Source organism: Streptomyces sp. NPDC059740, from assembly GCF_042733155.1.
GTDB lineage: Bacteria > Actinomycetota > Actinomycetes > Streptomycetales > Streptomycetaceae > Streptomyces.
In genome coordinates, this window is the sequence record NZ_JBHWGP010000026.1 from 60208 (window position 1) to 72922 (window position 12715).

A 12715-nucleotide genomic window follows, 5' to 3' on the forward strand; every position below is an offset into this window, starting at 1 on the left:
GTGCGGTGCTCACAGGCTCCGGGCGAAGTCCAGCAGGAGCCGGTTGACCGCCCGCGGCCGGTCCAGGTGCATGACGTGGCCGCAGTCCTCGACGACCGCGGCGCGCACCCGCGGGTTGCCGGCCGCCGCGGCCCCGGCGTGCCCGCAGGGCCACAGCTCGCTGCGGCGCGCGGCCACCAGCAGGTGGGGCACCCCCGTGGCGGCGACCACCGCGCGCCAGTCCGCCACCGCGTGGTCGTGCAGCAGCTCCAGGGCGTGCGGCGGCAGCGCGCCGCGCCGGGACGCCGCGAACCGCACCCCCTCGGCCCGCAGCAGCCGCGCCACCAGGGCGGCGGTGCGCAGCGGGCCCGTGCCGCCGCGGCCGGTGTGCGGGATCGAGGTGGCGAAGAAGGTGTCGCGGACCTCCTCGGTGTAGCCGTAGAAGCCGTACGGCCAGTCCTCGGCGGCCAGCATCCGCGGCGTCTGGTCCAGCCCCACCACACCGCCGATGCGGTCCTCGCCGTGCTGCGCGAGGCAGGACCAGATGGTGGACGTCCCCATCGAGGAGCCGAACAGCAGCGCGCCCCGCAGGTCGAGCGCCGTGAGGAACTCCGCGAGGTCCGTGCCGTGCCGCGCCATGGTGTGCCCGGTCTGCGGGTCCTGCGAGGCGCCGTGCGAGCGCCGGTCCAGCGAGAGCACCCGGTAGCCGGCCCGGCTCAGCGCCCGCCGCTGGTACAGCCAGCCCGCCGCGCTCGCCCGGAACCCGGCGACCAGCACCACGGGCCGCCCCTGCGGGTCCCCCTCGTCGAGGTGGTGCAGCCGCACCCCGTCCCCGGTGGTGAAGCTCGGCATGTGCGACTCCTTCGCCTCGGCACCCGCCCGGCGACCGGCCGGCGGGAGCGCACGCTATCGGCGCCCGCGGCGCCCGGGGAGGGAGGGAACCTCCGGTGTGGGGCGGGGCGGGTGGGGGGTTCGTCCAGGGTGGCCGGGAACACTTCACCCGCAGGGGTGGGACCGGCCCGCGCCGTTGCCGCTCCACCTGCATCCGGCGACGGTCTCGCCGAGACTGAGGCCGGCTCTTGCACACCACTCGCCTCCGGAGACCGACATGTCCGCTGCCGCAGAACTCACCCTCCCGCAGGCCGCCGACGCCCTGAACGCCTCGCAGCGCTTCGTGGCCGGCCTCCTCCAGGCGGGGGAGATCGAGCACCAGGGTGAGGACGGTGACCTGAGGATCAGTGCCTCCTCGCTCCTGGCCTACAGGCGACGCGACGACGCGGAACGCCGCAGGGCGGCGGACGAACTGCTGGTGGCGGACCAGGAGGCGGGGATGCCACAGGGGCGGTGATCCCACAGGCTTCTGGGGTGGCGCGCCCCGACGCCGCCCGCATCAGACAGGGCGCTCGGCGAGCAGCCATGCCGGTTCCCGGGCCGGCATCCGAGCCGTGGCCCTGCGGCACCCGTGCGCAGACGGAGTCCCTCGGCTTTCGACTGGTGCGCGTCACCGAGTCGCTGACCGGTGGGATGCCGACACCGGCTGAGGCCGAGGCTCTGCGTCTCGGACGTGCCGTGCCGGTTCTACGGTTCACCCGCCGGCACATCGCCGAGGACGGACGCGTCGTGGAACTCGCCCACCCCATCGTCCGGCGGGCCGACGCCACGGTCGTCGACCACGAGGTGGATCTGGAGCCGCCCGCCCAGCCGTGACCGACCCGGTCCGCCGGTGCCGGATCGCCCGGCACACCGGCCCTCGCCCCGCCCCGCTCCCCCACCACCCCCGCCCCACCCGGCAGGATGGGCAGGTGACCCCACCGCAGCCGTCCGGCGAGAGCGCCGACCCCGCCGCCTCCTGGCTGGCGCTGCTGCTCGCCGACGCGGACGGTGACGCGCTGGAGGAGTTCCGGCGGCGGGAGGCCGGGCGGGCCGGGGACGAGGCGGAGCGGGCCGCGGTGGCGGCCGAGGCGTTGCGGGCGGAGCGGTTGCGATCGCTGCTGCGGGAGCGGCGGCAGCGCGCCGGGGAGCTGGCGGCGCTCAACGACCTGGCCCTGCGGCTGTCCGGCACCCGGGAGTTGGGGGCGCTGCTCCAGGACACCGTCGAGCAGGCGAGGCGGCTGCTGGACGTGGACGTCGCCTACCTGGCGCTGGTGGGCCCGGACGGGGCGATGACCATCGAGGTGACCGACGGTTCGACCGGCCCGCAGCTGCGCGGCGTGGTGCTGCTGCCCGACAGCGGACTGGCCGGGCGGGTCATGGCCCGCGGCGAACCGGTGCAGAGCCCCGACTACCTTGCCGACGTGGGCCTGGCGCACGTCGCGGACGTGGACGAGGTGGCGCGCGCCGAGGGACTGCGCACCATCCTGGGGGCACCGCTGCGGCTGCGCGGTGAGGCCATCGGGGTGCTGATGGTCGCCCAGCGCGCGGTGCGCACCTTCACCGGCGGCGAGACCTCGCTGCTCTCCTCACTGGCGTCCTTCGCCGCGGTGGCCATCGCCAACGCCCGCCTCATCGAGGAGCAGCGCCGCGCCGCCACGGGGCTGGCCGACCTCAACGACCGGCTGCGCCGCCACGTCGACCACATGGACCGGGCCATCGCCCTGCACGACCGGCTGCTGCGGGCGGCGCTGCGCGGCGGCGGGGTCGGGGAGGTCGTCGCCGGGCTCTCGGGGGTGCTGGAGGCACCGGTCACCTTCCTCGACGCCCGGGACCGTCCCGTCGTCTCCGCCCGTGACGGCCGCGCCCTGGACGGCGGGGAGGCCCTGAGGGGCGAGGAGGTGGCGGGACGCCCGCCCTCACAGGTCTTCCGCCGCCCCGGCGACCGGGTCACCCGGTTCGACGCGGACCTGGTCACCGTGCCGGTGGCCTCCGCCGACTCCTACTTCGGCGCCCTCCAGGTCAGGCTGGGGCAGGACGGTCCGGAGCCGCCGGAGGGCCGGGTCCGGCTGCTGGAGCGGGGCGCGCTGACCCTGGCGCTGGTGGCCTCGGCCGGGCGGGCGGTGGCGGACGCCGAGCGGCGCAACGCCTCGGAGGTGCTGGAGCAGTTGGCGACCCGCCGCGTGACGGACACCGCGGCCTTCGCCCGCCGCGCCCGGCCGGCGGGCCTGGACGTGACCGCGCCGCACACGGTCGCGGTGCTCGACCCGCCGGAGGAGGCCGCGGGCCGGGTGCGGGAACGCCTGGCGGAGCTTGCCGAGGCGCACGGCGGGCTGGTCGGCCAGGTGCTGGGGCGGACCGTCGCCGTGCTCGCCGCCCCGCCGGACACCGTCCGGGCGTGCGTCCTGCCCACGGGGGTCACCGCCGGGCTGGACGGGCCGGCCACCGGGGCCGCCGCGCTCGCCGACGCCTACGACTCGGCCCGCGCCTGCCTGGACGTGCTGCGGGCGCTGGACCGCGACGGCGGCTGCGCCTCCCCCGCCGAACTGGGCCCCTACCGGCTGCTGCTCTCCACCGCGGGCCGGGCCGACGCCCGGCGTTACGTGGCCGCCGCCGTCGGCCCGCTGCTGGCCCACGACACCGAGCGCGGCACCGAGCTGGCCCCGACCGCGGACGCCTTCCTCTCCGGCGGCCGGCGGCACGCCGCCACCGCGAACGCCCTGCGCATCCACCCCAACACCCTCTACCAGCGGCTGGACCGCATCGCCGGTCTCCTCGGCGCCGACTGGCGCGAGGGCGACCGGGCGCTGGAGGTCCAGCTGGCGCTGCGGCTGCACCGCCTGGCCCACGAGGTCGCGGAGGGCGGGCCCGGGGAGGGGCCGGGGAAGTCGTCGGAGGCCGGAGCAGGCGCGGGCAGACCCGACGGCACCGGCCCGGGCGGCTGACCGTCTGGGCGGCTGACCCGGCCCGGACGGTTGACGGCACCCGCCCAGGCTCCCGCCGCCGCGGACCTCGCCCCGGTCGTGGCACCCGTCCCCATGGAGGTTCACCACACCCCGACCGCGTCGGGCAGTGCCCTTCCTCCGTTCCGGGCCCCGCGATCCGCGACTAGCGTCCGCCGGGAGGACAGGAGGCCGTCATCACCCCCACCGAGATCACCCCCGAGGCCCGTGACCGCACGCTGGCGGAACTGGCCCGGGCCCTGCCGGAGAGCACCCTGGTCACCGACCCCGACGTGCTGGCCGCACTGGCCGCGGACGACGCCGAGTGGGCACCGGTGGGCCGCCCGCTGGCCGCGTTGCGGGCCGGGTCCACGCAGGAGGTGAGCGCGGCGGTCCGGGCCTGTGCGCGGCTGGCGGTCCCGGTGGTGCCGCGTGGCGCCGGGACGGGCCTGTCCGGGGGCGCCAACGCGGTCGACGACTGCCTCGTCCTGGACCTCTCCCGGATGAACCGGGTGCTGAGCGTCGACCCGGAGAACCTGCTGGCGGTCGTGCAGCCCGGCGTCGTCAACAACGACCTCAAGGCCGCCGTCGCCGAGCACGGCCTGTGGTACCCGCCGGACCCGGCCAGCGCCCCCTGGTCGACGATCGGCGGCAACGTCGCCACCAACGCGGGCGGCCTGTGCTGCCTGAAGTACGGCGTGACCCGCGACTACGTCCTGGGCCTTGAGGTGGTCACGGGCGGCCCCGCCGGCGAGTACGGCACCGTCGTCCGCCTGGGCCGCCGCACCACCAAGGGCGTCAGCGGCTACGACCTCACCGGCCTGTACGTCGGCTCGGAGGGGACGCTGGGCGTCGTCACCGAGATCACGCTGCGGCTGCGCCCCGCGCCCCGCGACCAACCGCACACGGTCGTCGGCGCGTTCGACGGGCTGGTCGCCGCGGGGCGGGCGGTGGCGCTGTGCACCGCCCGCGGCCTCCAGCCCGCCGCGCTGGAGCTGCTGGACCGCTCGTGCCTGAGCGCGGTCGAGGAGTGGAAGCACCTGGGCATCGACGCGGAGGCGGCGGCGCTGCTGCTGGCCCGGGTCGACGGGCCCGGTGAGGCGGGCGTGGCGGAGGCCGCCGCCGTCGCCGCGGCGTTCGAGGAAGCGGGCGCGCTGTGGGCGGAGCGCTCCACCGACCCGGTCGAGGCGGAGGCCCTCTTCGAGGCGCGCCGGCTGGCCTACCCCGCGTTGGAGCGGCTGGGGCCGGTGCTGACGGAGGACGTGTGCGTCCCGCGTTCCGCGGTGCCCGAGATGCTGGCCCGCACCGAGGAGATCGGCACCCGGCACGGGGTGCACATCGCCACCATCGCGCACGCCGGGGACGGCAACCTCCACCCGCTGCTGATCACCCCGCCCGGCGACGAGGCGGCCCGGGCGGCGGCGCAGGCGGCCTTCGAGGAACTGCTGACGGCCGCCGTCGACCTCGGCGGCACGGTCACCGGTGAACACGGCGTGGGCCTGCTCAAGCGGGACGGCATGGAACGCGAACTGGGCCCGGAGGTCTGCGCGATGCAGCACGCGGTGAAGGCGTCCCTGGACCCGCTGGGCCTGTTCAACCCGGGCAAGGCGATCGGCGAGCCGAAGCTCTGACGGCCCCGCGACCGGACGCGACGGACAGCTCACGGCTCGGACCCCGGTCGCCGTCACCGGAGCGCCCCGGGAGCGGTCAGGTGACGGGGTGAGCGGCTGGTCGCGACGCGAAAGCGGCTCCTCCGCCCTGGCCAGGGTGCGGAGGAGCCGTCGCGTGACTGATCCCGTGTCGGGACGTCAGGTGTGGGTCGGGGTTCCGGCCCTCTGGTGTGCGCGCTCAGCAGAGGTGGGCGGTGGAGGCAGCAGCCTCAGCGGCGGACGCCGGAGGTCACCCGTGTCAGGCGTAGTGCCAGTAGACCATCATCGTGGGGGTGGAGCCGGCGCCGACGTCCTCCTGCTCGCAGTAGTCGACGACGATCGCGCGGCCCTGCCCGATCTCGCGCGCGGTCTGGGCGCTGTAACAGTCCTGCATGATGTTGCCGGGCGTCTCGGTCTGGTACACCGTGGCCGCCTGGGAGACACCGGCGGCGGCCCCCGAGAAGGCCAGGAGGGTGGCGCCGAGCACTGCGGCCCGCTTGAACTTGCGCATACTTTCTCTCCCTTGCTCGTACGTACACGGTGTGCGCACCAGCAGGCGCGCTGCCACCGGTTCCCCGGTGGGACACGGCAAGCCGGTCCGGTTCCGCCGCGCGGCGCACTGGCTGCCGCGCGGAAAGCGGAACACCGGAGCCGGCGAGGTGCCGACCGGACCCGGGGAAGGCCGAAGAACTTCGGCCGCATGGAGTGGACTTCTGCCCGAGGAACCCTCGAACACGCATCAGTCGATCACACGGGAAGAGCATCCCCAAAGCCCCCAGCGCCCTTGTTACACGCCTCTGACATGGGGGGACGCTCTGTGGCAGTGAAGCGCGACTCGACGCCCGTTCCCCCCTTCTGCGCATATTGCGGGCATCTCCGTTGAGAGGAGTTCCGGCTGGAAGACCCCCTGGGAACCAGTTGGCGCCCCACCGCGGTGCGGGGCGGGCAGGACCGGCCGCCGTCGCTGCGCGGACCCACACCGGTGCAGGGCGAACCAGCCTGTGGTGCGGAGCGGTTCAGGCGTAGTCGGCCGCGGTGACCGCGGCGGCGAGCGCGGCTGCCGGCGAGCCCACCGGGGCCGCGTGCACCGCCTCGACCCGGTGCACCAGCCTCGGCGCGCCCAGCGCCCAGTATCGCCGCGCCACACCGCGCAACCCGCCCCGCCCCCGCTCGCACGCCCACCCGCAGCCCTGCCCTGACCTGCGGGTATCACCACCGCTGATGGGCCCGCCAGACATCCTCGTTGGCCACCGGGGAGGAGGCCCGCCCACGATGGACGCCATGACCAGCGCCCCGCCCGTCCTCGCACCCGCCCGCCTCGCCCTCGTCGCCGACCGCTCGCCCGCGGTCCGCGCCCACACCCGCGTCCCCCGCCTCCTCGACTCCCTGGCCCGCCGGGACCACCTGGTGCTGGACGCGTACTGGGTCCCGACGCCGGACGCCGCGCAGCCCGAGGCGCTCGCCGGCTTCGACGCGGTGTGGCTGCTGCCGGGCAGTCCCTACCGCAGTGAGAGCGGTGCGCTGGCGGCGGTCCGGTACGCCCGTACCGCGGGCGTACCCTTCCTCGGCACCTGCGCCGGTTTCCAGTACGCGCTGCTGGAGTTCGCCCGGGACGTCTGCGGGCTCCCGGAGGCGGCCCACGCCGAGACCCGGCCCGGGGCCGCGGCCCCCCTCATCGCCGAACTGGCCTGCTCCCTCAAGGGGCACGAGGGCACCGTCCACGTCGCGGCGGACTCGCTGGCGCAGCGGGTGCTGGGCGCCGGACGCCGCGTGGAGCGCTACAGCTGCGCCTACGGCCCCCACCGCGCCGCCGCAGCCGCCCTGACCGCCCACGGATTGCGGTTCAGCGGGGTCGACGAGGACGGCGAGGCCCGCATCGCGGAACTGGCCGGCCACCCGTTCTTCCTCGCCACCCTCTTCCAGCCGGAGTTGGCCGAGGACGAGGCCGGCGCCCACCCCGCGGTACGCGCCCTGGCCGCGGCGGCGGTGGCCCACGCCGCCCGCCGCACGGGTGAGGGCCGCGAGGCCGGTGGTGCAGCCGCGCGTCAGGAGTGAGCAGCCCGGGGGCCGGCCCCGCACCCGGCGCGCACCGGCCTCCGGGCCGCCGTACCCCGGTGGGGCCGAGGTCCGCACCGGGCCCGGGCCGCCGCGCCCGGGTCAAGGCGACGCCCGTACCGGCACCTGTTCAGACGGCGCGTCGCAGTCCGTGGCGTGACTTTCCGCCGGTGTCCGCCGTAACAGGGTGGGCCCTCCCGCGCGGGTCGGTCCCGGGCCGCGACGCCTTCTCGCGCCGGTCGGCCCGCCGGTGACGAGAGGAGCGTGCGGAGATGGGCTGTGGCAGGACGGGTGACAACGGCAGGGGCACCGCGGGCCGGTGGGCGCGGCGGCTGGGGGCGGGGGTCGCGGCGGCCCTCGTAGTGGCCTCGCTCGGCGCGGTGGACGGCCACGCCCGGCCGCGTACCGGGCGGGCCGGGGCGGTGGAGTGGGTGGCGCTGGGCGACGCGTACACGGCCGGCGGCAGCGAGGTCGCCGGAGCCTTCGAGCGGCCGGACGACGGTTGCGGGCGCACGGACCACTCCTACCCCCGCCTCCTGGCCGGCCGGCTGCCCGCCGTGCACCTGCGCGACGTCAGCTGCGTCGGGGCGACGATCGACGACGTCTACCGCACCTCGCAGACGCCCACCGGCTACGGCACCCCCTTCGGTGTCGCGCACCACACGGCCCGCCCCGCGGTGCGGCCCCAGCTGGCGGCGGTGAGCCGGAAGACCGACGTGGTGAGCGTGGAGGCGGGCGCGGACACCCTGGGCCTGCACGACCTCCTGCTGACCTGTGTGCGGCTCGGCGGAGCGGGCGGCACCACGCCCTGCCGGGCCGGGGACGCCGCAGCCCGCCGCCCGGTCGCCGCACGGCTGCGGGACACCGCCGCCGGGTATGCCGCGATGCTGGCGGCGCTGCGCTCGGCCGCGCCCCGGGCCCAGCTCCTCGCGGTCGGCTATCCGACGCTCGTCCCCGACGACACCGCCAAGTGCGGTCCGGGCGGGCTCAGCCGGTTCGGGGCGATCACCGCCGGCGACCTGGCCTGGCTCCGCGACGAGGTGCTCAAACCGCTCAACACCACGATCCGGCGGGCCGCCGAGGCCGCGGGCGCCACCTACGTCGACCTGGAGGCGAGCACCGTCGGCCACGACGTGTGCGCCGGTGACCTGGCCTGGGCCGAGGGCCTGGCGTCCACCTCCGTCCCGGGGCGGTGGGCGCACTTCCTGCCGAACGTGGCGGGGCACGCCAACGCCGCCAACCAGGTGCAGACGGCCATGGGTGCGCTGACGGGGGCTCCCGACCCGCGGTGAACCCGGCGGGCAGCAGGACGTACCGGCCGCCCGCGGGCAGAACGGCAGCGGGGGCGGCTGCGGCCACCGGCGCGTCCTTGGCCGGGAGTCCTGCAGCCGCCCCCGCCCGGGGCCGGGTCGGTGGACGGGCCTACTCCGCCTCCACCACCGCCTCCGCGAACTGCGCCGCGTACAACCGGGCGTAGGCACCGTCCTTGGCCAGCAGTTCCTCGTGGGAGCCCTGTTCCACGATGGCGCCCTTCTCCATGACGAGGATGAGGTCCGCGTCGCGGATGGTGGACAGGCGGTGGGCGATGACGAAGCTGGTGCGGCCCGAGCGCAGTTCGTTCATCGCGTGCTGGATGAGCACCTCGGTACGGGTGTCGACCGAGCTGGTGGCCTCGTCCAGGACCAGGATGGCCGGTTCGGCGAGGAACGCGCGGGCGATGGTGATGAGCTGCTTCTCACCGACCGAGACGTTGTTGCCCTCCTCGTCGATGACGGTGTCGTAGCCGTCCGGCAGGGTCCGCACGAACCGGTCGACGTGGGTGGCGCGCGCCGCCGCGACGATCCGCTCGTGCGGGACGTCCGCCGAGGCCCCGTAGGCGATGTTCTCGGCGATGGTGCCGCCGAAGAGCCAGGTGTCCTGGAGGACCATGCCGATCTGGGAGCGCAGTTCCTCCCGGCTCATCCGGGCGATGTCCACGCCGTCCAGGGTGATCCGGCCGCCCCGCACCTCGTAGAACCGCATCAGGAGGTTGACCAGCGTCGTCTTGCCGGCGCCGGTGGGTCCGACGATGGCGACGGTCTGACCGGGCTCGGCGGACAGTGACAGGCCGTCGATGAGCGGCTTGTCCTCCTCGTAGCGGAAGGAGACGTCCTCGAACGCCACCCGGCCGCGCACCTCCTGCGGCCGTTCGCCGCGGGCCGGCTCCGCCGACTGCTCGTCGGCGTCGAGGAGTTCGAAGACCCGCTCGGCGGAGGCCACCCCGGACTGCACCAGGTTGGCCATCGAGGCGACCTGGGCCAGCGGCTGGCTGAACTGGCGCGAGTACTGGACGAAGGCCTGCACGTCGCCGATGGACAGGGTGCCCGAGGCGACCCGCAGGCCGCCGACGACCGCCACCAGCACGTAGTTGAGGTTGCCGATGAACATCATCGCCGGCTGCATGACGCCGGAGATGAACTGGGCGCGGAACCCGGCCTGGTAGAGCGCCTCGTTCTGCTCGCGGAAGAGCTCGGCGGACTCCTTCTGGCGGCCGAAGACCTTCACCAGGGCGTGCCCGGTGTACATCTCCTCGATGTGCGCGTTGAGCTTGCCGGTGCTCGCCCACTGCTTGACGAACTGCGGCTGGGCGCGCTTGCCGATCTGCGCCGCGACCAGGACGGAGACGGGCACCGTGACCAGGGCGACCAGCGCCAGCAGCCAGGAGATCCAGAACATCACGGCCAGCACACCGACGATGGTCAGCAGCGAGGTGACGACCTGGCTGAAGGTCTGCTGGAGGGACTGGGCGATGTTGTCGATGTCGTTGGTGGCGCGGGAGAGCACCTCGCCGCGGGCCTGCTTGTCGAAGTAGCTCAGCGGCAGGCGCGAGAGCTTGTCCTCGACCTTCTCCCGCAGCCGGTAGACGGTGCGCTGCACCACGCCGGTGGTGATGCGGGCCTGGAGGAAGCCGAAGGCGGCGCCGCCGAGGTAGATCAGCGTGACGCCGAGCAGCACGGTGCCGATCGCGCCGAAGTCGATGCCGTGGCCCGGGGTGATGGGCATGGCGGAGAACATGTCGGCCAGGCCGTCCTGGCCCTTGGCGCGCAGGCCCGCCACGGCCTGCTCCTTGGTGACCCCGGCCGGGAGCTGGCGGCCGATGATGCCGGCGACCAGCAGGTCGGTGGCGTGGCCGAGGACCTTCGGGCCGAGGACGTTGAGGGCGACGCCGAGGACGCCGAGGACCATCGCGGTCACCACGCCCGCCCGCTCGGGCGCCATCTCGCGCAGCAGCCGCCGGCCCGAGCCGCGGAAGTCCATCGACTTCTCGGCGGGGCCGCCCATCATGCGTCCCATGGGCCCTCCTGCGGGGGCCCTCCGCGCCGGGGTGGTCACGCTGCCTCCTGCTCGGTGAGCTGGGAGAGAACGATCTCCCGGTACGTCTCGTTGCCGTCCATCAGCTCGTGGTGGGTGCCGGTGCCGACGACCCGCCCCTCGTCCAGGACGACGATGCGGTCGGCGCCGCGGATGGTGGCCACCCGCTGGGCGACGATGACGACGGTGGCCTCCCCCGTCTCGCGGGCCAGGGCGGCGCGCAGTGCGGCGTCCGTGGCGTAGTCGAGGGCGGAGAAGGAGTCGTCGAAGAGGTAGACCTCCGGCTTGCGCACCAGCGCCCTGGCGATGGCCAGGCGCTGGCGCTGGCCGCCGGAGACGTTGGTGCCGCCCTGCGCGACGGGGGCCTGCAGTCCCTCCTCCATCGCCTCGACGAAGTCCCGGGCCTGGGCGACCTCCAGGGCGTGCCAGAGCTCCTCGTCGGTGGCCTCGGGGTTGCCGTAGCGCAGGTTGGAGGCGATGGTCCCGGAGAACAGGTAGGGCTTCTGCGGGACCAGGCCGATGGTGGTGGCCAGGGTCTCCTGGTCCAGGGTGCGCACGTCCTCGCCGTCCACCAGGACCGTGCCGCCGGTGGCGTCGAACAGCCGCGGCACCAGGCCGATCAGCGTGGACTTGCCGCTTCCGGTGGAGCCGATGACGGCGGTGGTCTCGCCGGGCCGCGCCACCAGGGAGACGTCCCGCAGGACGGGCTCCTCGGCGCCGGGGAAGCGGAACTCGACGTTTCGCAGCTCCAGTTCGCCGTGGCGGCGCAGTTCGGTGACGGGGTTCAGGGGCGGGACGACGCTGGAGTCGGTGGTCAGCACCTCCTGGATGCGCTCGGCGCACACCTCGGCGCGCGGCAGCATCATCACCATGAACATCGACATCATGATCGACATGAAGATGTACATGAGGTAGCTGAGGAAGGCGGTGAGCGCGCCCAGTTCCATGCCGCCGCTGTCGATGCGGTGGCCGCCGAACCAGACGACGGCGACGCTGGAGAGGTTGACCACCAGCATCACCGTCGGGAACATCAGCGACATCAGACGTCCGGCGCGTATCTGGACGTCGAAGAGGTCACTGTTGGCCCCCGCGAACCGCTTCCGCTCGTGGGTGTCGCGGACGAAGGCCCGGATGACGCGGATGCCGGTGATCTGCTCGCGCAGCACGCGGTTGACGGTGTCGATGCGCTTCTGCACGCCCCGGAAGATGGGCCGCATGCGGCGCACGATCAGCGAGACCAGGAGGGCGAGCACCGGCACGATGACCAGGAGGAGGCCGGAGAGCGGCACGTCCTGGTTGAGCGCCATCACCACGCCGCCGACGCACATGATGGGAGCGGCCACCATCATGGTGAACGTCATCAGGACCAGCATCTGGACCTGTTGGACGTCGTTGGTGGTCCGGGTGATCAGCGAGGGCGCCCCGAAGCTCCCCACCTCGCGGGCGGAGAAGGTCTGCACCCGGTCGAAGACGGCGGCCCGCACGTCGCGGCCCAGCGCGCTCGCGGTGCGCGCGCCGAAGAAGACGGCACCCGCCGCGCAGGCCATCTGGAGCAGGGTGACGGCCAGCATCAGGCCGCCGGTGCCGAGGATGTAACCGGTGTCACCCTTGATGACACCGTCATCGATGATGTCGGCGTTGAGAGTGGGCAGGTAGAGCGTCGCCAGCGTCTGCACGAGCTGGAGAAGCACCACGAGGCATATGGAGTTTCGGTGGGGCCGCAGATGCGCCCGGGCTAGTCGGACCAACACGGCGGAGAGCCTATGCCCTCCCGTACCGACTTCTCCCGGGAATAACCGGTCCTCCTTGGCGCACCCGCCCACGGCCTCGCGACCGGGTGCGCGTACCGCCATGAGCCATCATGGGGAG

Annotated in this window: 11 protein-coding genes; 6 read left to right on the forward strand and 5 right to left on the reverse strand. The window is 74.6% G+C overall.

All coding sequences use genetic code 11. The annotated features are described in order from the left end of the window. Nucleotides 1–9: 9 nt before the first annotated feature. Complete coding sequence (locus ACFV3R_RS24780; RefSeq protein ID WP_385587168.1) at nucleotides 10–831, reverse strand: alpha/beta fold hydrolase; 822 nt, start codon at nucleotides 829–831, stop codon at nucleotides 10–12. A gap of 256 nt (nucleotides 832–1087) precedes the next feature. Here ACFV3R_RS24780 and ACFV3R_RS24785 point away from each other — a divergent pair, with 256 nt between their 5' ends. The 4 genes from ACFV3R_RS24785 (at nucleotide 1088) to ACFV3R_RS24800 (ending at nucleotide 5422) form a co-directional block, all read left to right on the forward strand. After that, complete coding sequence (locus tag ACFV3R_RS24785) at nucleotides 1088–1327, forward strand: helix-turn-helix domain-containing protein (protein ID WP_385587171.1); 240 nt, start codon at nucleotides 1088–1090, stop codon at nucleotides 1325–1327. A 68-nt stretch (nucleotides 1328–1395) separates the two neighbouring features. Further along, on the forward strand, nucleotides 1396–1686 hold the full coding sequence (locus ACFV3R_RS24790; protein ID WP_385587261.1) for a UTRA domain-containing protein: 291 nt from the start codon (nucleotides 1396–1398) through the stop codon (nucleotides 1684–1686). A gap of 95 nt (nucleotides 1687–1781) precedes the next feature. Further along, complete coding sequence (locus ACFV3R_RS24795) at nucleotides 1782–3794, forward strand: helix-turn-helix domain-containing protein (protein WP_385587174.1); 2013 nt, start codon at nucleotides 1782–1784, stop codon at nucleotides 3792–3794. Between the two features lie 290 nt (nucleotides 3795–4084). Further along, a complete protein-coding gene (locus ACFV3R_RS24800; RefSeq protein ID WP_385587177.1) occupies nucleotides 4085–5422 on the forward strand; it encodes an FAD-binding oxidoreductase in 1338 nt (445 codons plus the stop codon). A 277-nt stretch (nucleotides 5423–5699) separates the two neighbouring features. Here ACFV3R_RS24800 and ACFV3R_RS24805 read toward each other — a convergent pair whose 3' ends face one another. Together ACFV3R_RS24805 and ACFV3R_RS24810 are read right to left on the reverse strand one after the other, a co-directional pair. After that, nucleotides 5700–5951 carry a hypothetical protein gene (locus ACFV3R_RS24805; protein WP_385587180.1) on the reverse strand — a complete coding sequence of 84 codons (252 nt, stop codon included), beginning with the start codon at nucleotides 5949–5951 and terminating at the stop codon, nucleotides 5700–5702. 505 nt (nucleotides 5952–6456) lie between these two features. Further along, nucleotides 6457–6585 carry a hypothetical protein gene (locus ACFV3R_RS24810; protein ID WP_385587183.1) on the reverse strand — a complete coding sequence of 43 codons (129 nt, stop codon included), beginning with the start codon at nucleotides 6583–6585 and terminating at the stop codon, nucleotides 6457–6459. Nucleotides 6586–6721: 136 nt separating this feature from the next. Between ACFV3R_RS24810 and ACFV3R_RS24815 the strand changes: the two genes are divergently transcribed. Continuing rightward, nucleotides 6722–7495 (forward strand): hypothetical protein, encoded by a 774-nt coding sequence (locus ACFV3R_RS24815; RefSeq protein ID WP_385587263.1) that lies wholly within the window; start codon nucleotides 6722–6724, stop codon nucleotides 7493–7495. A 272-nt stretch (nucleotides 7496–7767) separates the two neighbouring features. Then, entirely contained in the window at nucleotides 7768–8787 is a 1020-nt protein-coding gene (locus tag ACFV3R_RS24820; RefSeq protein ID WP_385587185.1) for an SGNH/GDSL hydrolase family protein, read from the forward strand. A gap of 130 nt (nucleotides 8788–8917) precedes the next feature. Here ACFV3R_RS24820 and ACFV3R_RS24825 read toward each other — a convergent pair whose 3' ends face one another. Both ACFV3R_RS24825 and ACFV3R_RS24830 read right to left on the reverse strand, forming a co-directional pair. Further along, entirely contained in the window at nucleotides 8918–10819 is a 1902-nt protein-coding gene (locus ACFV3R_RS24825; protein WP_385587266.1) for an ABC transporter ATP-binding protein, read from the reverse strand. Between the two features lie 44 nt (nucleotides 10820–10863). After that, nucleotides 10864–12597 carry an ABC transporter ATP-binding protein gene (locus ACFV3R_RS24830; RefSeq protein ID WP_385587188.1) on the reverse strand — a complete coding sequence of 578 codons (1734 nt, stop codon included), beginning with the start codon at nucleotides 12595–12597 and terminating at the stop codon, nucleotides 10864–10866. Between the last annotated feature and the right edge of the window lie 118 nt (nucleotides 12598–12715).